Source organism: Pseudomonas sp. FP2300 (assembly GCF_030687595.1).
GTDB classification, from domain to species: Bacteria; Pseudomonadota; Gammaproteobacteria; order Pseudomonadales; family Pseudomonadaceae; genus Aquipseudomonas; species Aquipseudomonas bijieensis.
On record NZ_CP117440.1, the window covers coordinates 2,562,093 to 2,586,247 of the forward strand.

The 24,155-nt window shown below is 50.2% G+C and carries 23 protein-coding genes; 7 read left to right on the forward strand and 16 right to left on the reverse strand.

Translation table 11 applies throughout. The annotated features are described in order from the left end of the window. Positions 1 to 158: 158 nt before the first annotated feature. Positions 159 to 851 (forward strand): GntR family transcriptional regulator, encoded by a 693-nt coding sequence (locus PSH86_RS11490; RefSeq protein WP_305489803.1) that lies wholly within the window; start codon positions 159 to 161, stop codon positions 849 to 851. Between the two features lie 132 nt (positions 852 to 983). On the opposite strand, the gene PSH86_RS11495 is transcribed toward PSH86_RS11490, so the two are convergent. The 4 genes from PSH86_RS11495 to galB are packed head-to-tail and all read right to left on the reverse strand — an operon-like array spanning position 984 to position 4,471. Next, complete coding sequence (locus PSH86_RS11495) at positions 984 to 1,931, reverse strand: NAD(P)-dependent oxidoreductase (protein WP_305489805.1); 948 nt, start codon at positions 1,929 to 1,931, stop codon at positions 984 to 986. Between the two features lie 2 nt (positions 1,932 to 1,933). After that, a complete protein-coding gene (locus PSH86_RS11500; RefSeq protein WP_305489807.1) occupies positions 1,934 to 3,019 on the reverse strand; it encodes a 4-oxalomesaconate tautomerase in 1,086 nt (361 codons plus the stop codon). Between the two features lie 4 nt (positions 3,020 to 3,023). Continuing rightward, positions 3,024 to 3,740 carry a 4-carboxy-4-hydroxy-2-oxoadipate aldolase/oxaloacetate decarboxylase gene (locus PSH86_RS11505; protein WP_305489809.1) on the reverse strand — a complete coding sequence of 239 codons (717 nt, stop codon included), beginning with the start codon at positions 3,738 to 3,740 and terminating at the stop codon, positions 3,024 to 3,026. Beyond that, positions 3,737 to 4,471 carry a 4-oxalmesaconate hydratase gene (galB, locus tag PSH86_RS11510; RefSeq protein ID WP_305489811.1) on the reverse strand — a complete coding sequence of 245 codons (735 nt, stop codon included), beginning with the start codon at positions 4,469 to 4,471 and terminating at the stop codon, positions 3,737 to 3,739. The genes PSH86_RS11505 and galB overlap by 4 nt, the downstream gene beginning before the upstream one ends. Positions 4,472 to 4,624: 153 nt before the next feature. Between galB and PSH86_RS11515 the strand changes: the two genes are divergently transcribed. Next, positions 4,625 to 5,848: a LysR family transcriptional regulator gene (locus PSH86_RS11515; protein ID WP_305489813.1), complete on the forward strand. Its 1,224-nt coding sequence runs from the start codon at positions 4,625 to 4,627 to the stop codon at positions 5,846 to 5,848. Between the two features lie 320 nt (positions 5,849 to 6,168). Here PSH86_RS11515 and PSH86_RS11520 read toward each other — a convergent pair whose 3' ends face one another. From PSH86_RS11520 to PSH86_RS11545, 6 genes are all read right to left on the reverse strand, one after another. Then, a complete protein-coding gene (locus PSH86_RS11520) occupies positions 6,169 to 7,458 on the reverse strand; it encodes an NAD(P)/FAD-dependent oxidoreductase (protein ID WP_305489815.1) in 1,290 nt (429 codons plus the stop codon). Positions 7,459 to 7,565: 107 nt separating this feature from the next. Then, entirely contained in the window at positions 7,566 to 8,426 is an 861-nt protein-coding gene (locus tag PSH86_RS11525) for an alpha/beta fold hydrolase (protein ID WP_305489817.1), read from the reverse strand. 3 nt (positions 8,427 to 8,429) lie between these two features. Then, the gene (locus PSH86_RS11530) at positions 8,430 to 9,029 is read right to left on the reverse strand and encodes a VOC family protein (RefSeq protein WP_305489819.1); all 600 of its coding nucleotides are present in this window, start codon (positions 9,027 to 9,029) and stop codon (positions 8,430 to 8,432) included. A gap of 116 nt (positions 9,030 to 9,145) precedes the next feature. Then, positions 9,146 to 10,894: an FAD-binding oxidoreductase gene (locus PSH86_RS11535; protein WP_305489821.1), complete on the reverse strand. Its 1,749-nt coding sequence runs from the start codon at positions 10,892 to 10,894 to the stop codon at positions 9,146 to 9,148. Next, a complete protein-coding gene (locus PSH86_RS11540; RefSeq protein ID WP_305489822.1) occupies positions 10,861 to 11,385 on the reverse strand; it encodes a hypothetical protein in 525 nt (174 codons plus the stop codon). Before PSH86_RS11540 ends, PSH86_RS11535 begins: the two co-directional genes overlap by 34 nt. Before the next feature lie 74 nt (positions 11,386 to 11,459). Then, on the reverse strand, positions 11,460 to 12,521 hold the full coding sequence (locus PSH86_RS11545) for an aromatic ring-hydroxylating dioxygenase subunit alpha (protein WP_305489824.1): 1,062 nt from the start codon (positions 12,519 to 12,521) through the stop codon (positions 11,460 to 11,462). A gap of 449 nt (positions 12,522 to 12,970) precedes the next feature. On the opposite strand from PSH86_RS11545, the gene PSH86_RS11550 reads away from it, so the two are divergent. Then, entirely contained in the window at positions 12,971 to 13,378 is a 408-nt protein-coding gene (locus PSH86_RS11550; RefSeq protein ID WP_305489825.1) for a nuclear transport factor 2 family protein, read from the forward strand. Positions 13,379 to 13,778: 400 nt separating this feature from the next. On the opposite strand, the gene PSH86_RS11555 is transcribed toward PSH86_RS11550, so the two are convergent. From PSH86_RS11555 to PSH86_RS11570, 4 genes are all read right to left on the reverse strand, one after another. Next, the gene (locus tag PSH86_RS11555) at positions 13,779 to 14,156 is read right to left on the reverse strand and encodes a nuclear transport factor 2 family protein (protein WP_305489827.1); all 378 of its coding nucleotides are present in this window, start codon (positions 14,154 to 14,156) and stop codon (positions 13,779 to 13,781) included. Between the two features lie 323 nt (positions 14,157 to 14,479). Further along, positions 14,480 to 15,433 carry a PDR/VanB family oxidoreductase gene (locus PSH86_RS11560; RefSeq protein WP_305489829.1) on the reverse strand — a complete coding sequence of 318 codons (954 nt, stop codon included), beginning with the start codon at positions 15,431 to 15,433 and terminating at the stop codon, positions 14,480 to 14,482. Positions 15,434 to 15,445: 12 nt separating this feature from the next. After that, a complete protein-coding gene (locus PSH86_RS11565) occupies positions 15,446 to 16,276 on the reverse strand; it encodes an alpha/beta fold hydrolase (protein WP_305489831.1) in 831 nt (276 codons plus the stop codon). 281 nt (positions 16,277 to 16,557) lie between these two features. Continuing rightward, on the reverse strand, positions 16,558 to 16,890 hold the full coding sequence (locus PSH86_RS11570; RefSeq protein WP_305489833.1) for a cytochrome c: 333 nt from the start codon (positions 16,888 to 16,890) through the stop codon (positions 16,558 to 16,560). Positions 16,891 to 17,590: 700 nt separating this feature from the next. Here PSH86_RS11570 and gabD point away from each other — a divergent pair. Further along, positions 17,591 to 19,033 (forward strand): NADP-dependent succinate-semialdehyde dehydrogenase, encoded by a 1,443-nt coding sequence (gabD, locus tag PSH86_RS11575; protein WP_305489835.1) that lies wholly within the window; start codon positions 17,591 to 17,593, stop codon positions 19,031 to 19,033. Positions 19,034 to 19,551: 518 nt separating this feature from the next. Here the strand turns inward: gabD and PSH86_RS11580 are convergent. After that, positions 19,552 to 20,190 (reverse strand): alpha/beta hydrolase, encoded by a 639-nt coding sequence (locus PSH86_RS11580; protein ID WP_305489837.1) that lies wholly within the window; start codon positions 20,188 to 20,190, stop codon positions 19,552 to 19,554. A gap of 120 nt (positions 20,191 to 20,310) precedes the next feature. Further along, positions 20,311 to 21,381, reverse strand: a complete 1,071-nt coding sequence (locus PSH86_RS11585) for an aromatic ring-hydroxylating dioxygenase subunit alpha (protein WP_370873775.1) — start codon at positions 21,379 to 21,381, stop codon at positions 20,311 to 20,313. Positions 21,382 to 21,597: 216 nt separating this feature from the next. Here PSH86_RS11585 and PSH86_RS11590 point away from each other — a divergent pair, with 216 nt between their 5' ends. From PSH86_RS11590 to PSH86_RS11600, 3 genes are read left to right on the forward strand one after another with little or no spacing between them, the layout of a single operon-like run. After that, a complete protein-coding gene (locus tag PSH86_RS11590) occupies positions 21,598 to 22,038 on the forward strand; it encodes a nuclear transport factor 2 family protein (protein WP_305489839.1) in 441 nt (146 codons plus the stop codon). 10 nt (positions 22,039 to 22,048) lie between these two features. After that, the gene (locus tag PSH86_RS11595; RefSeq protein ID WP_305489841.1) at positions 22,049 to 23,383 is read left to right on the forward strand and encodes an MBL fold metallo-hydrolase; all 1,335 of its coding nucleotides are present in this window, start codon (positions 22,049 to 22,051) and stop codon (positions 23,381 to 23,383) included. Continuing rightward, on the forward strand, positions 23,380 to 24,135 hold the full coding sequence (locus PSH86_RS11600; RefSeq protein ID WP_305489843.1) for an SDR family NAD(P)-dependent oxidoreductase: 756 nt from the start codon (positions 23,380 to 23,382) through the stop codon (positions 24,133 to 24,135). The genes PSH86_RS11595 and PSH86_RS11600 overlap by 4 nt, the downstream gene beginning before the upstream one ends. The last annotated feature ends 20 nt before the right edge of the window (positions 24,136 to 24,155 follow it).

Consider the following 24,155-nt stretch of genomic DNA (forward strand, 5'->3'; position numbering starts at 1 on the left):
CAGGAAAAATGGCTTTATTGGGATCCTATACTAGGTTTGGTGATCCCCTGAGTCAATCGTTTTGCCGTGAATATTTTTCTTTGGGATCCCAAAATGGAAAAGTTCAAATTTCTGGGTACACTGGGGCATTCGTCACCGCAACGTGAGCCCTATTCCCAATGTCCAACGTCGTTGAATCAAGCTCGTCGCTTCAGAAACAACACGCTCTTGCAGCTCATAAAATTCGAGAACTGATTTTAAGGGGGGTGCTCGCACCTGGCGAAAGACTCACTGAGGCCGCTATCTCGGAACGGCTTGGGCTATCACGCACCCCAGTGAGGCAGGCCCTGCCTACTTTGGCTCAGGATGGCTTGCTCGTCCCGGTCGGGAAAAGAGGGTATGCCGTCAAGGTTTTCACTCATGACGAGAGCTTGATCGCACTGGAAGCGCGAGCGGTTCTCGAAGGTATGGCTGCTCGCATTGGCGCAGTTAAAGGCCTGACAGACGAATTGGATGAAGCATTTCAAGCCTGTCTGGATGAGGGCGACCGAATTGTTCATGAGCCGCATATAAATGAAGAGGTTGAGCAGGCATACGGTGTGATGAACCAACGTTTTCACGAATTGATCCTGCAGGCTGCCGGAAAACCGCTCCTCGAAGAGCTCGTTGCTCGTTGTCACTCAGTTCCTTTTGTACACCCGTCGGTGATGACGTTTAACGACCCGAACGTAAGGCTGATAAGAGACGACTTGATCTATGCGCACCGTCAGCATCACTCAATTGTTGAGGCACTGCGCAGGCGTGAAACGACTCGCGTAGAAATGCTGTTGAGGGAGCATGCAGCAATCCAACGTCACAGCATGAATCTGTGACGTTGATTAAGGCGGCTGTATTGGGCGTAGGCAGTTCCTTCTCATACGCACGCTGCAATGCCAGCGAGCGTTTTAGTGAGAGCTCTCGCTTAGCTAAATGTGCCGTGGGGTCGGCACTCAGTAATGTGAGGATTACTCTTCGGAAGATGAGCCGCGCTCCGCCGCGCGCACTTGCGCTGAGGCCTCTCGGGCAAATGGACTCCCATAAAGTGAGTCGACCAGTGATGTCCAGTCGAATGGCTCGAGCTTTTTGTAATCAACATCTGCATCGATCATTGCATCGACGAGGTTACGCTGGGCATAGACGATGGCTTGGCTCATGCCTGAAGCCACCCCTACATCACGACAGGTTTTTGCGACCTCTTTCATTTCTTCAGATCGCCGTCGGCCGTGCTCAGCAACGCGGCTGATCAAGTAATTCGGCAGCCCATCATTCCACCCCATATGAGGAAAGCTTTGGTGGAGTGAGGACAAGACTTCAAGTTCGGCCCCATACTGCCGAGCAGTACTGAGACATTCGGTGGTAAGAGCTTCAAGGCCTTTTATCATGATGCTGCGGCACATTTTTATCGCTGAGGCGATGCCAATTTCGTCCGCTATTGGGCGTACATTCATACCTAGCTGATTCATCTGCCCAGCCACGAAACCGGCCCTTTCGCCGCCTAACAAAATGGGTGTTTTCAAGCGCTGAGGCGGTATCGGAGCCATGACGGCGGCCTCGAGATAACCGATGCTATACCTCTGCATGATGGCGAAGGCTTCCCGCTTGGTAGAGGGGGCAACCGAGTTAATATCGATGAACAGTTGGTCCGGCTTCATTAGCGGAGCTGCAGTGCGAACGACATCCAAGGCACAATCCGCTGTCACAGCTGAAATTATCCAGTCCCCTGATGCGATTGCTTCAGTGATGCTTTCGCACAGTTGCACTCTGGATTGACTGGCCTTGATGTGCATCGCGTCTCGCGTGCTTTGGGTTTCCTGCAGTCGATCGTAGGCATAAACCTTCAGACCTAGAGCAGCAAGATCCTGACCCAAAATGGCGCCTGCCTCGCCGAAGCCAATCAGAGAAACGGTGGTCATGACTAATTCCCCTTGTTGTCCCAGATGGCCCTAGGGATGCAAACATTACCGTCGAAGATTAATCGTGCTGTACGTAACAGACCGCATCCGGCTGGCTTGCCGTCTTTGAGGCGCAGTTCGACGGTAAACTCGCCACTTGGATGTTCCACTGACAACTGAAGTTGCTCCCCATCCGCCACGTGCGCCAACCCACTGACGACCGAGTGTTGGATTGCGCAACCGGTTGCCACACTCACCGCACCAAACACCCCGATTGAGGCATGACAGCGATGCGGAATGAAGGTGCGAGTGCAGATGGCGCCACCGTCACGAGGAGGGGCAATCAATGACATTTTTGGCACTGTGCGATCAGTAACATCGCCCAGGTTCATCAAGAGGCCTGCCTGCAATCGTATTGACTCAAGCGCTGTTTTGAGCTCGATGTCAGCGTCCAATTGCTCCGGACTTTCATACCCACTGCGACCGACATCGTTGGCCCGAATAAGCACTACCGGCATGCCATTGTCGATACAGGTCACCTCAATGCCATTTATACGGTCAACCGCATTACCAGTCGGTAACAGTGCTCCGCAACTGGATCCGGCAATGTCCTCAAACTCGACAATCAGTTGAGCGCTGGTGCCGGGCACGCCGTCTATGCGGGCGTCTCCTACATAGTTGACGACTCGGTCTGGTGTGTTAACGCTGATCACAGCAATCTGACCAGTGTTCTGCATGAAGATACGCACAGCCGTCACCCCGTCCTGAGGATCGACGAGACCGCGCTCGATCGCATAAGGGCCTACGCCAGCCAGAATATTTCCACAGTTCTGGCCGTAATCGACCTGAGACTGATCAACCTGTACCTGACCGAACAGGTAGTCTACATCTGCGTCCGGGCGAATGGAGGTTTGGATGATTGCGACTTTGCTGGTTAGTGAATTTGCGCCGCCTATACCATCGATTTGCTTCGCATCAGGCGAGCCCATCACGGCCAAAAGCACCTGGTCTCGTACAGGCCCAGGTGCGGGCAGATCTTCTGCAAGAAAGTAGGCGCCTTTGGATGTGCCGCCACGCATCATCAGGCATGGAATCCTGGTCTGGCTCATGGCGTCACCCTTGCAAATGCTCGAGGCTGTCGTAGTAGGTAAGGCCACGCTCTGCAAGTTTCTCGCGCATAGCGTAGATATCCAGACCCAATTCACCAGCCGCCAGCCTTAGTCGCTTCTGCTCTTCGAGATCGGAACGCTTTCTGCTGGTGTCGACAACTGTTTGTAGCTCTTCGCGGCGCACCACTACCACACCGTCGTCATCCGCAATGACAATGTCTCCGGGCTCGATATATTGACCTGCACAGATAATCGGGATGTTGACCGAGCCTATGGTCTCTTTGACAGTGCCTTGTGCATGCACCGCACGTGACCAGACCTTGAAACCCATCTCTCTTAGAGTGCGAGTATCTCGAACGCCGGCATCGATGATCAGCCCTTTTACTCCTCTAGCCATCAATGAAGTCGCAAGCAGGTCGCCGAAATATCCGTCAGTGCAAGCAGAAGAGGTTGCTACAACCAGCACATCCCCAGGCTGGCATTGCTCTACCGCAACATGAAACATCCAGTTGTCACCCGGGGCGACCAGAACGGTTACCGCAGATCCACTGATACTATGATTTTGCTGAATGGGACGAATGGTCGACGCCAACAAGCCTTTACGGCCTTGGGCCTCATGTACGGTAGCGACACCGAAACGATCCAGCTCGTCGATCAGTTCTGAATTGGCGCGGGGAATATTGCGCACTACGACGCCAGTTCTTCCGATTAATCCGCTCATGCCAAGTTCTCCGTCACTCGTGGGAAGATGCTTTGGTAGCCTTCGGCGTAAACGATGTTTCGAGTCGAAGAGATACCAATGTTGCGCTTAGCCTGCACACCACGTTGCAACGCGACACGCGTGTAGTATTCCCAGAGATGCTCCTGGCCCGCCATGCACTGGATGGCGGCGTATTTCTTGTCCCAGACCTCAGTGATATCTAGCAGAACATCTGGACGCCATTCGCATTGCTCAGGCTGATGAGGCTCGAAACTGTAAACGGGTGGGGCGCCCACAATTTTTTCGCCAGGTTTATAGCCCTCCGCCTGGGCGATAATGCGTGCTTCCTGAGTAAGGTTCATCGCTAATGGGTGATCGTAGTTGTAAGGGTCTTTTATCGAGTGACTGAGGACGAACTCTGGTTGCACCTGACGAAATACATCCGCCAAACGAAACAGCGTTTCTTTGTCTGCGCGCATTGGGTAATCGCCGATGTCGAAGAACTCCACGCTCGCGCCAAGGATCTCCGCTGCGGCTTCAGCCTCGCTGCGACGTGCGGTTTTGACCTTTTCTTCAGACATCTCGCCTTTGCGCCAGAGCTTGGCTGACTCACCTCTCTCTCCATAGGAAAGACACACGATGTGAACAGCGTGCCCTTGTTGGGCATGCAGGGCGATGGCACCACCTGCTCGCCAGACGAAATCGGCAGAGTGGGCGCTGACAACCAGTGCAGTTTTTGTTTTATTGATCATTGGAGGGCTCACGTTACGGCTGTTTGTTAGCCCACGTTCGCATTTCAAGCGGGTGATGAATAATGCGTTCGGCAGTAGAAGCTATGCATTTTACTTATCGTGATAAATTCTGCATGCTACCAAATCGCTTTCTCGAAAACTCGGCAGGTAGAGATGTACAGTCCTGAGTTGCCCAATCTGATGCAGATTAGAGCTTTCCTTCGTGTTGTCGAATACGGCAGTGTATCCAAGGCGTCCGCCGTGCTTTTCCGTGCTCAGCCAGTCGTTACTCGGGCCATCCTTGCCTTGGAGAAATGCCTCGGGGTTTCGTTATTTGAGCGCAATGTCAGTGGAATGCGTCTGACCGATTATGGTGAGCGCGCGATGCCTCGGGCGAAGCGGGCCATGGATGAATTACTCCTCGTACCGTCTTTGCTGGGGCGGGCGCGGGCTGACGCCGCCGAGCCAAGTTACCTATTCCAGACCAGGCGTCTGGAAGTGTTCGTGAATCTCTGTGAAACCCACCATATGCCAACTACGGCGATTACCCTTGGCGTTTCTCAGCCAGCGATTAGTGCTGCCATTAAAATTCTTGAGCAAGGTTGTGGCGCTAGCCTGTTTGAACGCACCCGCCATGGCTTACTTCCCACTCGCGTCTGCCTTGCGATGCTGGTGCGTGTGCGCCGAGCATTGAATGAGCTGCGTCATATCGATGCGGACATTGCAGCGTTGAAGGGCACTCTTCAAGGTGCGGTGCACGTAGGGGCTTTGCCTTTGGGGCGCACGGGAATATTGCCCGAAGCCATCGTAGGTCTAACCCAGGAACACCCTCACGTACGGATTGTCACAAACGAAAGCCCGTTTGAATTGTTGGCCAGTGACCTACGCGCTGGCGACGTAGATTTTGTCCTCGGCGCACTACGCCCTTCCGCCTACGCCTTCGACCTACAGAGCGAGGCCTTGCTGCGAGAGGAAATGGTCATTCTTGTACGCCGAGACCACCCTTGGTTAAAGCGGACTCTAGTCTATGAAGACTTGAGTGCGGCCCGTTGGATCTTGCCCCGTGCCGGTTCCCCGGCGCGACAGCTGCTGGACACATTTTTCGCCCATATTGGCATTACCCCACCCAGCCCCGTGCTTGAAACGGGTGACTTGGCTATTTTGCGCGGCGTGTTGATGCGCTCAGACATGCTCGCAGCCGTTTCGGCGCATCAACTGGAACATGAAATGATCAGTGGTGACCTTGTTCAACTGCCGCTTTCCCTAAGCCATACCACTCGGCCAATTGGTTTCATCTCAAGGACGGGAGTGCTTCAATCGCCAGCAGCGCAGGCGTTGATGGACAAGATTCGGGAGGTGGTGAATGAGGCAGCGGTGAAAGTTACAGCGCCGATCTGATGCAGTGGCGAAGCTGGCTACCTGAGGGCAACGAAGATCTTAGAATTACATCAACAATTATGAGCTCATGGTGGAAGCTGTTGATTGGCTTTGGTGGCAAAGTAACAAGCGTTACCGGGAGGAGCGTTCAATGGAAATAAATTCTGATCTGTGTCCCCACCGGGCGTCAAATTGCTATCTCTCAGCCCCGTGCCTGGTGGGAGTGTGGCATCCATCATGAGTCGAGCACTAGTGAGTATGCTACGAATCGTAAGGGATGCCATCTTCCAAAATTAACAGACTGGCACAAAATCTATCTGTTAGGGCGTGGCTTGATGCGTTTATTCAATCTCTGTGGTCCTGCGTAGCGTGCTGCTTGTTCCGCCTACCACAGTTTTACCGTTTGTCTGCTGGTCTAAATCCTGCTTCACTAGCGTGTCTCGCCAATCTGACTGATACGGCCGGCTTTCCAGAATAAATACCGACATCAAAGCCTGACGGAGAATATCTTCGTTTGCAGTCATTTCAAGGAAGTTGCGTTCATCTTCCAGGCGTCGCTCGGGGTCGCTTTCCTGTGTCCGTCGTTTGAACTCAATGGCCGTAGGATTAGCCACTTCGAGGAAAATACGGCGGCGCTCATAAGCGTACCAGTCGAGAGTATCGTCATTCGCATGTTCATTAATCACGCTGCTTAAGCAATCAATTAGCGTTAATGCGTCTTGAATTCCCGAGGTAAAACCCATCCCACCTATTGGATTGGTAGCATGAGCCGCGTCTCCGGCCAGAAGTACTCGGCCCACCCGATAGGAGGATGCTGAACGTTGGTGTACACGGTACGAGTTTGCTCGCTCTAGAGTGTACTCGGCTCCTTCCGGCAGCCAATGACGTAGACGCTGATCCACTCTGGCTAGGCGCTGCTCTTCGCTTAGCTCACTATCCTCACCATATGCTACGCGCCAAAGCCCGGTATTGTCGATCTGTGCAATAACAGCCCAATTTACTGGATCCGATATCATGTTGGATGGGACATATCCGTGGAGGCCAAAATCAAAGTAAATATTTGCGGCCATGAAAGTATCGGGCCAAGTAAAGCCATCAAAGCTAGCGCCGATCAGTTTTCGAACAGTGCTTCGTGCTCCGTCTGCACCTATGAGCCAGTCGGCTTCCAGGGTTTGCTGGCCATTCGGTGTATCAACGACGGCTACCACTTTTTCATCGTTTTCTGCGATTTCAACGAGATTAGTGCTCCAACATATCTGCGTGTTCGGTAATGCAAGGAAACGCGCAAGTACCATTTTAGCTAGAATGTGTTGGCCGAAATGAAGAATAAAATGATAAGGCGTCAGGTCTTCGACGAGTTTATGGCTCATGCGGCCAACATTACCGGTCAGCGCAAAAAAACATTGGTAGTCATAAGTACTTGGGCCCAATGTTTTAGCTTCTTCAAGAAGGCCCAGGGTATCAAGTGCTTTACAAGTAGAAGGCAGGTAAATCGTGGCCCTAGGAGAGCTGACTACATCGGCTTCTCGGTCAATGATAGTGACATGTGCACCTTGTTTCGCTAGCCCATAAGCTGTTAAAACACCGGCTGGGCCTGCACCTACGACTATGACTCGCTTGCCTTTACTCATTATTATTTTGCCTCTGGTTGATAACGCGGGGTAACGACGGACCTGATCTGGCAATACGTTTCAGCACTGATGGAATGTTTGAGGATGAGGGAGGCGGGGTCTCCTATCTAAAGATTGAGATCGGGAAATTTCATATTTCGTTGTGTCCTGCAATGCAGGACAAACCTTCCAAGCTCAGAGTTGAAACGACTAGCGTTCTCCAAGAAGGGAGCATGTCCCGTTTGAGGGTACAGGGACAGTCGAGAACTCTTCATATGAGCATTTAGTCGCGCCCCAAGCAGTGGAAGTACAAACTGGTCTTGCTCACCATGGCTGATCAGCACTGGTAGATCTAATTTCTGTAATAACTCATCATAGCAGAGAGTTCGGCTGCGTAACCATGTCCGCAGTATAGGCGTGGTTTGCGCCAGAACTTCAAAAAAATCTATTTCGGAGTTATTGAGTTTTGATGGAATAACATTTTCTATGAATTTCCGTACTGCATACTGTTCGGAGCAGGTATTTTCACTGCATAGATCTGCTAGAATGTGATGTGCAGGCCCTACAAAAGCGGGATCGGAGAGAGTCGCCGCGGCGATATAGTTAATGCCTATAAGTTCCTTAGTTCCCCGAAATTGCAAATAATCGTTGAGCATACGACCTGCATATGACCATGCGACAACTGTTATTTGATGTGCGTCAGCGGCGGTCAAAACAGCTGCGAGATCGTCCGCCCATAGACGGCCGTCTATATAAGCTTCTTTATTATTCGGTTTACTTGAAAGCCCATGGCCACGAATATCTAAGGCGATAAGATGAAAGTTTTTTTGAAGGTATGGGTCTTCTAGTTGAGCATGCCAAACTTGATGGTCGAATCCAAAACCGTGAAGAAATACAATTGTTGGAAGTCGCCAGTCGCCTATTGTCCAGTAAGCGATCCGGCAGCCATCCACCGAATAGGCAAAATTTGGGGTGCTTGCTATGCTCATGATCTATTCAAACTTGGTTGAACCAAAATGTTTTTCACGTTCCTCATTCCAGGCCGCCATGTCTTCATCGACGGTCTGATATTTGTCTGCGAAGAAACGCTCAGTAACAGATACATTGGTCGCAAATTCTACCCTCATTCCGTTCGGGTCATAAAAATAAATAGAGCGGCAGTAACCGTGATCAATTTCAAATACATCTACACCTGCGGCTTCAAGTTTATGCTTATAATCATCAATGGTCGCATCGCCACCCGTAACCTCCATAGCAATATGGTGGCCAAATTGATCTACCTCTGGGAAATCACTTTCAGTAAAGTGAGCAGGGTAATCAAAGAATGCCAACGCGCTGCCGTCGGCAAGCTCGAAGTACATATGTGCGTATGGTTTTGCTTCGTTTGTTAGGGGGTCGATGGGCTCCAAGCACATTGCGACAAGTGGAAAACCCAACAGTCCTTCATAGAATTCGCGTGTTTGTTGGGCATTACGGCAACGAAAAGCGTGATGATGTAGCATTTTTACTTTGTTAACGGATCGTCGAGCGAAAGTTGCGCGTCTGGCTGCATCAATGTCAATGTTTGTTGTTTTCCAGTTCGACAGACTCATTTCGGTTCTCCATTGCTTGTCTTTGAGTTTGAGTTGAAACTTTTGTGCTGTTTCGCCTTATTCAAGAACTCTGAATAGAGAGCGGCAGGTGCCACCCTCTAGGTTGTTGACAGTATTTAGAATTTCTTCTTGTTGCTATCGCGCAGATGTTTAGGCCATATGCCATATCGCCCAGGTGAAAGGATGCCGTTTGGATCGATCGCGTCCTTAACCGTTTCATGGAAGCGAAGGAGGGCATGGTTATTGAAGGAATAGGTGTCCATAACGAGATCTTGAAATGCGACCGGGGTTCGATATTCACCCCAACCGTTCTCGGCTGCTTTTCTCACCATATATTCGAATGCGGCGCGGGTACGTTTGTTTACTTCTTGGTCTTTGGAAATCCAGAACAAAATTACAAACGTGAATGAGCGTTCCCACGAAGGCACTGGTGCGTTCATCGCAAAAGGGAGCGGTACATTGAATTTTCGCGCTGCTTCGCCTAACACTTGGTTGATTTTTATCACTTCTTCAGCGCGTCGGGGGATAATCGGAGAAAATCCGATATGCCCGTCGCTTGCCGGTGCGGGGCTCCAATTTGAGCGTGTACCGATGATAAAGCCACGTAAGTTTGGTATGCCGTACATTGCAGGGAATTCAACTTTCGCCTTATCCGCTTCAGTTAACGGTGTTGTAAATGATTCGACAATATTAAATTTTGCATTTGGTATTGCTTTTCGGAAGCGTTCCTGTGTGTGTTCCCACTGCGCCTCAATAACTTTTTTAGGCCCATAATAAGTGAAGATCATTCGCCAATATGGGAGATTGTTCTTTATAGCGTAAGGTTCATACTCTTCTGGCTTAGCGCCACGTTGTAGTAGCTGGAGAAATTCGGGGTCTGCACTAGAAGGCCCGTTAACCATAAACTTGTGAAGACCTTCAAGGCCTGGATTACCCAATACCGGGCTAAAGAAGTCTGGGTAACCGTTGAAAACTCCCTTATTTTCGAGTTCTGTCATGAGTGTGATCATGGGATCAAGATCACTCAGTTTGCTGGCATCTACCGTGCAGCGCAGCACGGCATCTGGCTCAGGCATGAGCCAAAAACCCATTTTTGTGACAATACCAAAGTTTGACTGGCTGAACATACCGTCCACCCAAGGGCCAAACCCTGTTTTATATAGGCCCCATGTCTTAGCCCCTGGAAGGGCCCCCATTCCGGTTCGCATGAGTTCACCATTTGGGAGAACTACTTCCATGCCGCAATGTGCATCGAAATGATTTCTGAAACGCGTGGAGGTGTAGCCTGCACCTCTATCTAGCGCATTGCCAACCAAACTCCCCCAGCCCGGTTCTGGACAATCGATCCAAAGCTTTAACTTATGCTCCTGTAGATATTCGTAAAGGTCAAAGTAACTGACCCCGGGCTCCACGATACAGAATGCTTGCGATTCATCTACTTCAATGATTCGGTTCAATCGCTTGAGATCTACTACTACTGACCCGCTATAGCTTGGAGCTGCGCCACCGTAACCAAGGTTTTTTCCCGTTGAGATTGCATACAGAGGGATTCGGTATTTATTGGCAACGCGGACGACTTCCTGCACTTCCTCCGCGGTACCCGGAGCTACGGCAGCCGATGCAACGTATTCTTGAGACTCGCCACCAAAGGGAGAATAAGCATCGCGGTATAGTCTTACGTCCTCTTCTTTACTGAATACCCATTCGGTGCCAATTGCTTTCTCAAAAGCGCGTAATGCGTTATTGAAAGTATCTTGAGTAATTCCAGCGGGAAGTGTCATCTTTGGCCTCTTTGTACTTTTGCTTATTGAGGTGTAGCTGTCTTCTTTGATTAAGCCCTGTTGCTTGGCGCTGCGATGATCCAAGCTACAAGGGGTTCCTTGCTCGCAGTCGATACGTTTAACTTCTCTAACTGCCCCTCAAGAAGGGTGTCTAGTTTAGCTTCCCAATATTCGCCACTCCCCCCGCAAACTGCTGGAATACCTGCCAAACAATTTGTGGGGTGTAGATCGCGTCGCGCTACAAGTCGCATGCCTTGATCACGAGCAAGCATTTCCAAGCAGAACAATGCTTGCAAGTTGGTTATTCCGGCCACTGTGCTTTTTTTATCCCGCCAAAGTGGGCGCAAAATGGTGCGCCAGAGACCTGTAGGATCGCCTTGTACGCCACGGGTGACATAGTTTAGGTTTGTTGCTTTTTGAATGAATCGTTGACCTTGTTGGTAACGGACGTCGGCGATAACCAGTTCGAAGGATCCAGTGGGGGAGGCGAATAGACGAGTGCTCGCTATTGTCTTCCCAGCAAGAAACGTCAGAGGTAGTAATGCACTGCCTTGAAGAAGAGTTCTGCGCTTCATGTCGTTGTCCTTTCACTTATACCCTTCGACGGGATTCAGTCTGTATAGCAATTGTGGTTTTTGCTATCTCAATGCTATTGGCGGGTTATGACGTTATTTTCTGCGTCAATCATCGCTTGCATCATCCTGCGCCCAGCGGTTCCATTAACGTCGCTGCGTACTAGCAACTCCTTAGGAGGAGTTCCACCGATTCGCTGCAGCATTTGTTCAATTTCTTCACTAGCGAATACGTCTTCTTGAATGACAGCTTTAAGGTACTCGAACATGATATCGAGACCTGCCTCATTTGTGCTTCCCATCCCAAAGAAGTAGTTCGTTGTGTTCAGCCGGCCAGGAGTTACAGCATGAAAAACTCGCCCCATAATCACTCGTTCGCCGCCTCTAGTTGGGTGGTCGACAGGAATGAAAGTATCATCTAGCCCTGCATGAAATCCTGGTAGATAAAAGTTCATCCCTGAAACACGGTCGACGTTGCCTTTGTAGCCGAAGTCAAGTAAGTGCATATAATTGACTTGTTCGATGTTGCGCATCCATCTGCGACTAAGCAGAACCCCAGGGCGTTCTTCTCGTTCCTCTTGAGCGGAGGCGTTTTCCGGTGCACCGAAAGTGGTTCCGTGGAGATAGGCGATATGCGTTAGATCAAGGAGATTGTCGTTCAAAAGTTGATAGCGGCATTTAACTTCAAGTTGATAAAATGGTCTAAAGTGAACCCCAGGGGTGTTGAAACCGAGTTCTTCCATGTTCGGGATAAGTGATTCATCGGCCTTATCAGGATCACCAGTCCAGATCCACGCCCATAGGCCGCGCTCAACGATCGGGTAGCTTTTGATTCGATAACCTGGGAGTGCTTTTCCTCCCAGCGATGGGATACCGGTGCATGAGCCGTCAGGCCCGAAGGACATACCATGATAGCCACATACGATGTCATCACCGCACACTTGGCTTTTGCCCAGCGGGAAGTGGCGATGAGGGCAACGACCCTGGATGGCTACCGGTGTTCCGTCTTCCTTGCGATAAAGTGCTACCGGCTCATTTAAGATCCAGCGTTCGAATGGAGTGCGGGTGATCTCATCTGGCCAAGCCGCGACATACCAAGCGTTCTTAATTGCGAAGGAGCCGTCTGTGAATGGGTACATGAAGTGTCCTCTGATATTTTAATGATGGACTCGCTAGCCATCTCTTTTTGTTCAGAGTTGGAAGGATGATCACGTCGAACCTGAACTCTCACCCATTTTTTAGCCTGAAGAGGCTAGCATCACCTGCCGAAAGATAGGCCGCACTAGGTTTTCGAGTGGGCTACCTCGCGAATGGCTTGCTGGGAAATCTGGGGCTGGGAAAGCTAGTGCTATGGGTGGGCTTGGGGTGTTTGAATAAGTAAATGGCCTTCGGATTAGTGGCGATAGTGGTGATTTCCTATTTGCCAGCCATAAGGTAAGCATAGAAGAGCGACGTCAAGTCGATGCAGTTCCATCATCATGATTTTTTCAGGCGCCTTAATACCTATCTCTGGATAGGTGATTGCTTGTGGTTCTTATAGGAAGGTCGGGATTTCACAAACCTGCTTTTGCTGACAAGGTGCTTTGATATGAATCAATCTGACTACGAAAATTACCTTAAGCTTTTCAATGCTCGTGATTACGATGGGGTGATTGAACATTGGGCTGACGAATTTGAGTTGGTCTTCTCCGGCTACGTTTTTCGTAAACCTGAGGAGATCAGAAAGCTATACGCCTTTCTTCATGCTCACGTAGAAGAAAAAGTTACGCTTAAGAAATTTGTATCTAACGACACGATGGTTGCACTCGAAGCCGATGTTAGAATTGAAGCGTTCAAAGACATGACCTTGGACGCGTTGAAAGAAAATGGTTTGGAGCGCTTAGGTGAACTAAAGAAGGGGCAGTTCATTATCATGCCGCAGTTTATCCACTACCACTTGAAGGACGGTAAAATTGTTAAAGGTATGTGCGCTATCTACGAGCCGCCACATGAATAACTTGTGGGTGTAATAGGCGTTTATATTTGGTGATGTAAAAACTTCCTAGTCAAGGCCGTAATTTTATTACGGCCTTGACTATTTTTAGGTTGTAAAAACCATTACAAGCTATGGCGTATGTGATTGTCAGACTTATTAGAAATAAAACTTCACTGTCAAGTCTTCAGGGTTGGGTCGGTTAGATAATAGAAAGGAGTTTGGTCTACACCTTTTCGAGGTGTTCTATCAAACTTTTCCAGACGCTAGCAAGTATTTCGCCCTAAGCGTGGGGCGCCTAGTCAGGGTTGATCAGTTGAGGATTAGCTATTTCGGAGATTTGGATACGTTTTCGAATGTTCGCTTGTATAATTTTTCCGACTACATCGACTGATAATCCCTGCTTAAGGGCGGGGAACTAAGATTATTTGCTCATAAATACTACAGCTGGGGCTGTATCGGCATACTCTCTGATTTGATGTATAAGGCCATTTCTTACTATGAAAAGGAAGTGGTACTGATTGTTGTACGTCTTCCCATTCGTCAGCTCGGCGCTCCCGGTAACCTCTATCGCTATGCGATCAGATTCTTCTGTTATGCCGTCGATATTGAATTTTGTCGAAATTACGAGCGGCGAAATATGAGAGAAAAAATCGGCGTATTGAGTTTTACTTAGGTTGCCGCTTGCTGGGAACCAAAAAGTTGCATCATTACTGGTCAGCTCCAACGCTGCTGGAACATCGCCAGACTCCATGAATGACAAATATTTGAGTGCAAGGTCTCTAGTTTTTGAATTAGACATTTCAAGCCCTACCTGCGAAATAACATACTGATCAAAAATATTACCAACTTCAAGTTGAGAAGTGTGAGTCCATCACGCAACTCGCTCGGATGAAGTTGAGCGATTATCCGCATAACCCCGAATGCATTGCCCTTGAGTATCAGGCGATCACCATCGCGCTCTAGGGTGTCTATCTTCATAAGCTCACTGCCATCGGGTGAAAAAAGTTTCATTTGACTATGCCTTGTTGAAGTCTAATTTCAAGCAGTTCGAAGGAGGTCTGTGCGTTGAAAGCTCGGCGATGTGCGCTGACTATCGAAAGATAGTTGGTGTTTCATTGATTTCTACACGTTAAGCTCAAGAGTCGGTGTGCGTGAGCGTGAAACGCATATCATCATACGTTTTCCGCTAAGTTTCTCTTCGTTTGTTAAGACAAGGTCGCGATGCTCCGGGTCTCCGCAAACTACATCAGTTTCACATGCGCCACAGATACCTTCTCGGCAGGCGAACGGGACGTTTACACCATTGGCTTCGAGAACGTCAAGGATGCTTCGATCAGCTGGAACATCGAGTTCCAATCCTGACGAGCGAGCGATAAGCCGAAAGCCTTTATCTTCACTGGAATCAATTTCTTGTGCATTAAACCACTCAAAGTGAGCACTGATATCGGGTCGTTGGGCTGCGGAAGCTTCTACACCTGACATCAATGGCGCGGGGCCACAGCAATATAGATGGCTGTTAGACTCAAGACTGGATATGCATGATTGAATATCGAAATGGCGTCCAGCTTCGTCGTCAAAGTGATTATGGACATTTTTTCCTGGCAGACTTTGAAGCGTTTCATAAAACGCCGCACGCTGTCGGTTTCGTACCAGGTAATACAGTTCCCATTTTTTGTTGTTCGATTCACACCATCGAATCATCGATAGGATCGGGGTAATGCCGATGCCGCCAGCGATAAAAACATAGTGGCTGGCTGAATCAGACAGCGGAAAATTGTTCCGAGGTGGACGGCTGCGCAGAACGCTACCAACTGCTATTGACCCGTGCAGAAAGCGAGATCCCCCTCGACTTTCCCGCGCCAAACCAATGCCGACGTGATAATGCTTCCTGTCTTGAGAGTCGCCGCATAACGAGTAATGTCGAACCAGTCCGTTCGGAAGATGTAACTCCAAGTGTGCGCCAGGTTCGAATGGAGGAAGCGATTGCCCTTGAGGATCAACCAGTTCAATAACGATGATGTCCTTTGCCTCGGCGACTATGGATGCGACCTTAAGGTCGAGAAACTCGCTGCTCATGGATTACTCCGCTTACGCCTCAGTAGGGGTTTTTCGATCAGAAAGCAAAAAGTCGAGAACTGCATACCGTGCGTCGGCGGATTCATCAAGGGGCAAGTGGCCTACTTGATCGAACACTTTTAGCTTCGCATTTTTAAGATGGCGCTCCCATGATTCGCCTTGGCCCACGGGAACTATTTTGTCTTGATTGCCCCAGACCAGTAACGTCTGATGGTTAATGCGTTCTAATACCGATGGCATTTCAGGATTAATCATGCTGCCATTATGCAAAATGCGTATAGCTGCGTACCCTTCCCGGGCGCGCATCGCAGCAAACTCCTCATCATCTTCTGTGGGGAGATACGGGTGTATCGTTTGAAGATCGTGAACCAAATAGGTTGGAAAGCTTTCAGGTGGAATCTTTGAAAAATTAGGCTGTGGGTGTTCCGGTACGTCGAGTCCGGCTGGAGCGACGAGTACTAATTTATTCACCCGGTCGCCATGCTGAGCGGTGAATTCGGCTGCCATTCTTCCGCCAAGTGAGCTGCCGACGAGATCTACACGCTCCAAATTTAAAGCGTCCAGCAGCTCAACGTAATGGTCAACATAGCCCTGTATTGAATTGATCCGAGGATTGTTGGCGGACTGGCCGAAGCCCGGGTGATGAGGGATGAATACTTCGAAATGAGCTGGCCATCCCTCGGTGTACGCCAGGCCGTGCCATGTGCCTCCACCATGAAGGAATACCAGCGGCGAGCCTGAACCAACTGAATGAACTATCGTTGACGTTTCGTCGATCATTAACTCTTGTCGACGAAACGCTGTGAAGTCGACTCGACGATCTCCAAGAGGGACAAATGTCATGGCTGCGCTCTCACGTTCAATTGTTGTTATGGGGTGGCTAGGCGCCGTCAGAATGCACGGGTGGGAGACTCTGCCGCACCTATCCTTGGATAGCCTCTACGGTAAATGATAATTATTTCGAGTTTGAGCGGGTTCCTCGTGTGTAAGGAGCACCAGCTAAAGGTCGGTCTACTCAGATGGAGGGAGTATTGTTTCCCCCCTTACCAAGCGATCTGATCAAATTGATAGTGTTGTTTGCGTGGCCTTTGAGGTTCTGTATGATACTTTGGTTCAGTGTTTTTCTATTGTTTAGCCTTTGTCAAAAAATTTGCTAGCTCATTAAGTTCTACGTCGCTAATTTCTGTCTTGCGAAAAGTGGGCATAATTGAAACGCCGTTGCGCACAAAATATTTAATGAGGTCTGGACTAAGATCTTGCCGCTCTATCAGTACATCAGGTACTGCTCCTTTATATTTTGCACGCAAGGCTACTGTTCCTGGAAAATCATCCCCAGCAGCATGGCAGGTTGCGCACCAGCGTTCGTACGTGTGTTTTCCGGGTGGGGTATCAGCGGCCTGTACTGCAGTTGTAAGCATTGCAACTACTAATGTGCTCAGTGAGGCAATGTAGATCATGATGCGTCTCCTGTGTGAGTAATTAATTTTTGTTCGGAGTGCCATAGCCCAGGCGAAGCCGCGCCTGTTGATAGCTTCCCTGTTAAGGTATGAAGGTATGTTTTTTCTAGCCTAGGTGTTGTGTTTCAAGAAATCGTCGCCTGTAAATCTGATGCCAGGCACCTACCAAAAGATAGTTTTTTGGAGTGAGTGCCTCCCGTGTTCTGAGTCTTCGTGCGCATTCCCCCGATAGGAAGGGCAGATCTTTCCGCAGAAAGTCGCCTGGTTGAGTAGGAGTTTTGGTGTGTTTCTTTTTGATTGTCCGGTCAAAGTAATTAATTTGAATGTCTCGACCGCTATCTTTCGATAGGTGTCAGATTGTTTTATGTCCATATAAATAGCAATTTCGCGATTTTTAAGTTTTCAAGCTCAGGCGACCGCGTCCTATACATCTTGAGCATGCGTGAACGCTTTAGCTCTACGAGCATTTCTCTTTCGACTTTTGGAGGTGTCTAGCTGTTTTTGACGGTTCTCATAAAACAGGGTGCTGTTTATTAACTCGATAGATGCTGGTATCAGCAATTGCGGTATAAGACTTTCTTTGTGTGCAAAGTCAAGTGCATATGTAAGCGATAATTCTCTATCGCGTTGTTTGGAAACGGGTAGGAAAGGATCGCGCGTATTTTTAATAAATTAGACTATATTTAATAAAGGGTTTCTTATGCTGCCGATAGAAAGTGGGCTATTTCGTCAAAAGGCCTACATCGATGGGGCCTGGGTTGATGCTGACAGTGGTCTGACCATCAGGGTTAACAATCCGGCAACGGGCGAAATTCTGGGTACCGTGCCGAAAATGGGCGCTGCCGAAACCCGTCGTGCGATCCAGGCCGCTGACAAAGCGCTGCCGGCTTGGCGTTCACTGACCGCCAAGGAACGCGCAGGCAAACTGCGTCGTTGGTTCGAGCTGATGATCGAGAACCAGGACGACCTGGCTCGTTTGATGACCATGGAGCAAGGCAAACCATTGACTGAAGCCAAGGGCGAAATCGTTTATGCCGCTTCGTTCATCGAGTGGTTCGCCGAAGAAGCCAAGCGCATCTACGGTGACGTGATTCCAGGCCATCAGCCAGACAAGCGCCTGATCGTGATCAAGCAGCCTATTGGCGTGACCGCGGCCATCACCCCGTGGAACTTCCCGGCGGCGATGATCACCCGTAAAGCCGGCCCGGCCCTGGCTGCCGGTTGCACCATGGTGCTCAAGCCTGCTTCGCAAACTCCATTCTCCGCTTTGGCCCTGGCTGAACTGGCCCAGCGTGCTGGCATCCCGGCTGGTGTGTTCAGCGTTGTGACTGGCAGCGCCGGCGACGTCGGCAGCGAGCTGACCAGTAACCCGATCGTGCGCAAGCTGTCCTTCACCGGCTCGACCGAAATCGGTCGTCAATTGATGTCGGAATGCGCCAAGGACATCAAGAAAGTGTCCCTGGAGTTGGGCGGCAACGCGCCGTTCATCGTGTTCGACGACGCCGACCTGGATAAGGCCGTCGAAGGCGCGATCATTTCCAAATACCGCAACAACGGCCAGACCTGCGTCTGCGCCAACCGCTTGTACATTCAGGACGGCGTATACGACGCGTTCGCCGAGAAGCTGAAAGTGGCCGTCGCCAAGCTGAAGATCGGTAACGGTCTGGAAGAAGGCACCACCACTGGCCCGCTGATCGACGAAAAGGCTGTTGCCAAGGTGCAAGAGCACATCGCCGACGCACTGAGCAAAGGTGCGATCGTACTGGCCGGTGGTAAGGCGATAAAAGGCAACTTCTTCGAGCCGACCATCCTGACCAACGTGCCGAAGAGCGCAGCCGTGGCCAAGGAAGAAACCTTCGGTCCACTGGCGCCGCTGTTTCGCTTCAAAGACGAAGCCGAAGTGATCGCGATATCCAACGACACCGAGTTTGGCTTGGCCTCGTACTTCTATGCCCGCGACCTGGGCCGTGTGTTCCGTGTGGCCGAAGCCCTGGAATACGGCATGGTCGGCGTCAACACCGGGTTGATTTCCAACGAAGTCGCGCCGTTCGGCGGCATCAAGGCATCTGGCTTGGGCCGTGAAGGCTCCAAGTACGGCATCGAGGATTACTTGGAAATCAAATACCTATGCTTAGGAGTCTAACCTTGATTTTTTTCGCAATATAGGACGTCAAGCATATAGCCCGGCTATCGAAGGATAGGTGCGTTCGAGTTTTCTATGAGATTGAATGAACGTGCCATATTCTTCAATAGGTTGCGGTCATGAAAATAAAAATAACAATTATAGTGGTTTCTTGTTTGCTTCTGGTCGCCGTAGTGGCCGTTGTTCTCGGTCGTGACTATTCTAACGATGCAGCAGCTAATCCTTCCAGGGGTTGTCCGTTAAGTAATTATGGTTGTTCTTACTTGCCGCCAGGTTTCAAAGGTTGGCCGGATTTTAAATAGTTGTTTTCAGATCCAAATTTACAATTTTAATGGTGTTGAAGCGGGAGCCATGAATGGAGCTATTTGGGATTAAATCAAGGCGTTCTGAATAATCTGTACCCCAAAAAACCTTATTTCAGAATTGACGTTACTCTGGCCGATAATTTGTGGTGCGACATACGGTGGTACACTATTCATCGTGCGTATCCAGCGTATTGGAACGATCGCGACATGCTGCTAAGGGATGCGTAGCAACGCCCCTCGCGCTAGGTCGATCTCTCCTTCGCAAATAATATGTTCACGATTAAGGTATACATGTCCTTCGACTACTGCCCCCATATCATGGAATACATCCAGGGTGTCTTGGGTTCTTTGTAAGGGCACCCAAGGATCGTAATCGCTATTGCTAAGTAATACAGCTGTACCATCCAAGCAGCCGGATTTACTCCATGAGGTACCTTCTGGGCCGATTAACCCGCCGGTAAAGGCTATTAGCCCTCCCCAGCGCTGTGGATGGTGATAGATATACTCGCACGCTAAGCATGCGCCTTGAGAGAAGCCAATCAGGACGATTTTTGCACGTGGTAGTCCGTGTGCTGCTATTTGTTCGACCAAAGCGTCAAGACACTCAAGTGCGGAATCCAGAGAGGGTTGATTGCTTTCTCGCGGCGCCATGAATTTTTCCGGATACCAGGAGTTATTTGCTGCTTCTATTGCAGCGTAGGACACCGCTGGTAAATTAATGCGATCGGCAACGGCAAACATGTCGTCCGTACATTGGGCACGCCCATGAATGAGGATGGCCACCTTATTAGCCTCGCTTAGCGCCGGGCCAGAAAATCGAGTCTGACGGTTTGGGTGCTTCTTATTGCTCATGCTGTTTAGCCTCGGTACTTGAAGGATTGATGTTATGTCCCGGCTTTTTCTCTACGGTTGTCCGTTTGCTGTAATGCTGATTGGTCTCGCCAAGATTAGAGACTCTAAGTACAAATCGCCCTATGAGAGCCGTTTCCGATTGTTTCTATATTGGATAGCAGTGCTCGACCGCTTTCGCCAAGCATTGTGAAGATAATTTCCGGGACTACGTAGTCGATCCAAAATACGTCTGGCACGATTAGCCCCAACGTCTACGTGTATGTCTATCATTTCCCTGTTTGGAAAACGGCACATGTTGCGGTATTGAGCCTCGATTACCACCTTGTCTTCATCAAAGGTCAAACGAGTCTGTTCAACGACCTTTTGCTTCACCGCTTCTGGGTTGCTCTTAGGGTTTGTCGCGATCGTCCAAAAATAATGGCTAGAGCTTTCCGTTTCCGGGGTAACGCCATGAAAGCCGCGCATATGAAAGCCGCCGCGATCTTTGGCATCCAATGGCTCAGTTCCAGCATCGAGTGCGCCAGTCCAGATACGCAGATGGTTCACGTGAAATTCAACTTCCTGCCATCGATCAACACGGCAGGTAAATGGATAGGCCGCAACGTAGGTGGGCGGCGGCGTCGAGTCCAGCATGTGTCGTACTACACGGACTGTATCGCCTTCACTTTCTACGGTCATTTTGGCGTGCATATGGGTTTTTGCATCGCCACCAATGGTGTGGAGATGTACATAACCCAAGTGGCTTAGATCCAATAGATTATCGTGGATCAGCTGATAGGGGGCATCGTAGTGACAGGTGTCTCCCTCGAATAGGTACAGCCCACTACTATGAACATCATAAACCGGTGGTTCTGCTGTTGGTTCTACATCGGGTTCACGGGCAAACCAGATCCAAACAATCTGGTCACGCTCGCGTACCGTGAAGGCTGCTACTCGCGCTTTACCAGGGATTTTGGTTTGCCCCGGTATCTCGATGCATTGGCATTGACAGCATCGGTCTTCAAGAGCTGCGACTTTTCCTTCTGTGGGTCGGAAAAGCACTACAGAATGTCCAAGTAGGGTGCGTGCTAATGGCTTTTCCTTGAGCTCCCAGCTAAATGCCACCACATACCACTGATCGAGGGGGAAGGTTGAAAGTGGTATCGGGGAGGTTGTGGATGACTTCATCGGGTCGACGGTCACTACGCTCATTTTTATTCTCCTTCCGCGTGTGAGTAGGGGTTGCAAACCCAGCGCTGGTCGTGATGGTTGATCCGTGTGAAACAAACGGTGTTTACCTCTCACCCACATTCAGGGGGGGCAAGAGATGATACGAATGGGGAGGGCCTACGAGCGCCTATCTTTCGAGAGGCGATTCGCAGCTAAAGATGACGGGAACATGGATCACCATAATAAAAGGAGAATCCCATGTATCAAGCCATCTCTCGTGATGAGCGTATTGCTGCCGAATGGGCATGTGAACGCCTTATTAAGCAATTTGCTCAATTTAACGATGCCCAAGATCACGACGGTATAGCAGAGCTATTTGTTGAAGATGGCCGCTTTTCGCGACCTTTGGCTCCGGACGATTACTTCGAAGGTCGTGAAGCAATCCGTGCAATGTTTCGTGACCGACCAAAGCGGTTGGCACTGCACATCATGACCACCATTTTGATTGAGCAGACATCCGCGTCGACTGCACGTGGTCGCTGCTATCTGGCTTACGTCTCGAATGGAGATGCATCTGCTGCTCAGCCTGCTCCTATTGAAGGGGGGCCAATGTACGGCCAATTCGATGATGAGTTCGTCCTGACCAGTGAAGGATGGCGGTTCTCGTCGCGCCGTGGAAGCATAGTGATCAAGGGCTGAGGGGCTTGCTATGACAGCTCAGAACTTTCGACGTTGGCAAGTGGGTGAGGTACGGATCACGCGTATCGTCGAAACGGCACCCGTTAGTGCGCCCGTTTCGATGATGTTCCCCGAGGATGATGAATCGCTAATCGCCCCTCACCTGGATTGGCTCAAGCCTCACTTTGTTGATGCTGACGGCCAAATGCTTGTTGCCTGGCAATGTTTTGTCGTTGAAACACCTGATCGCCGAATCATGGTGGATACCTGTATTGGCAATGATCGCAAGCGCTACTTTGATATTTTCAACGACATGCACAATCCGTTTTTGGAGGATTTGCGTAGCGCAGGTTATCCGCCAGAAAGTATCGATACCGTCCTTTGTACGCATCTGCACTATGACCATGTCGGGTGGAACACTCGAATGGTTGATGGAAAATGGATCCCGACTTTCTCGAATGCTCGCTACTTGTTCGAGCGAGTGGAGTGGGAGTACATGCTGGGGCTTTCAGAATCGGGGGACTGGCACCACGCCGGGCACGTTCCAGATTGCCTGCTACCCATTATGGAAGCTGGTTTAGCAGATCTGATCGATACCGACTTTGAGGTTTGCGAACAAATACGTTTGCTTCCTACACCTGGCCACACGCCTGGCCACATCAGCATTCACATCGAGTCCCAAGGGCAAGTCGCGGTAATAACTGGCGACATCATGCATCACCCTCTTCAAATGGCGATTCCGGACAAACCGTGTGCGTTCGATCATGACAAAGCACAAGCCTGCTGCACTCGCCGTACGTTCCTAGCGCGCTATCAGGATAGCGACGCTTTGGTAATCGGTAGCCATTTCCCTGAGCCCACGGCCGGCCATGTAGTTAGTGATGAAGCTGCATGGCGTTTTGAAGGGCAAGTTATCGATAGTGAAATCACCACAATTGGAGAACCTGACGTGACCAAAGCTGCCAACGCGAATGAACAATTGGTGCTCGATTTTTTTAAGACGCTGAGCACGGGCGACCTTGTGAAACTCGACACTTTCATTGATGCCGATACTACATGGACACCAATGATTGAAGATGTCCCTGGCGCGGGAACGCATACGGGGAGGGCAATTTGTGAGGAGTTTCTTGCCCCTGTTCGTGGCCTATTCGTCGATGGTGATCCTAAAGTGCACGTTGACAGCATTGTCTCCAGTGGGGACAAGGTGATGTGTGAGACGCGGGGTGTTGGCAAGCTGCGCGACGGGCGACCTTACAGCAACCTATACGCATGGGCATTTCAAATCCATGACGGTCGCATCAAGGCTATCCGTGAATACATGGATAGCAACTATGTAATGGTCAATGTCATTGGTGGGCGGTCATGAGTCACGACTTCTCGAGCTTCAATATTTTTATTTCCGGGGCGGGAAGGGGACTTGGGCGTTCCACCGCGCAGCACTTGGCGAGTTTGGGGGCCACAGTCGGAGTCGGAGACATTGATGCAAGAGGATGCGGGGAAACGGTAAGACTTATACGAGAGGCAGGTGGCAAGGCTCATGGCTACGTGGCTGATCTATCTTCTCGTAATGAGTTTCTTCGCGTTGCTTCGGAATTTTCGAGCTGCGTCGGAGCGATCCATGCAGTACTTAATAACGCTTCGATTCTTCAATATGCACCTATTGACACTATCGACGAGCAGACCATCGATCTAATGATAGGTGCGGGTCTCAAGACGGTGTTCTGGGGGACGCAAGCATTACTCGAGAACATGGATTCAGAGGTTGGCGGCTCAATCATCAATTATGCGTCGCCAGTTTCTCATCATGGCTTTGCAAACACATCGGTATATACCGCAGTGAAGGGGGCTGTACACGCAGTGACCCGTTCGATGGCCGCTGAGCTTGGGCCCCGTGGTGTTCGAGTGAATGCTATTTCTCCAGGCTCGGTGCCAACGCCTGGAGCTGTCGCATATGTCTCTCAAGAGGAATATGCCAAGCGAGCCGCTTACATTCCTTTGCGGCGCTTGGGTGAAGACGCCGACATCGCACAGGCAATTGCTTTTCTACTCAGTCCTGACGCCGCATTTGTTCATGGCGCCATCCTTTGTGTTGACGGCGGCATCGTTGGCGCGGCCTGAAAGCGATTTACACTATTCGA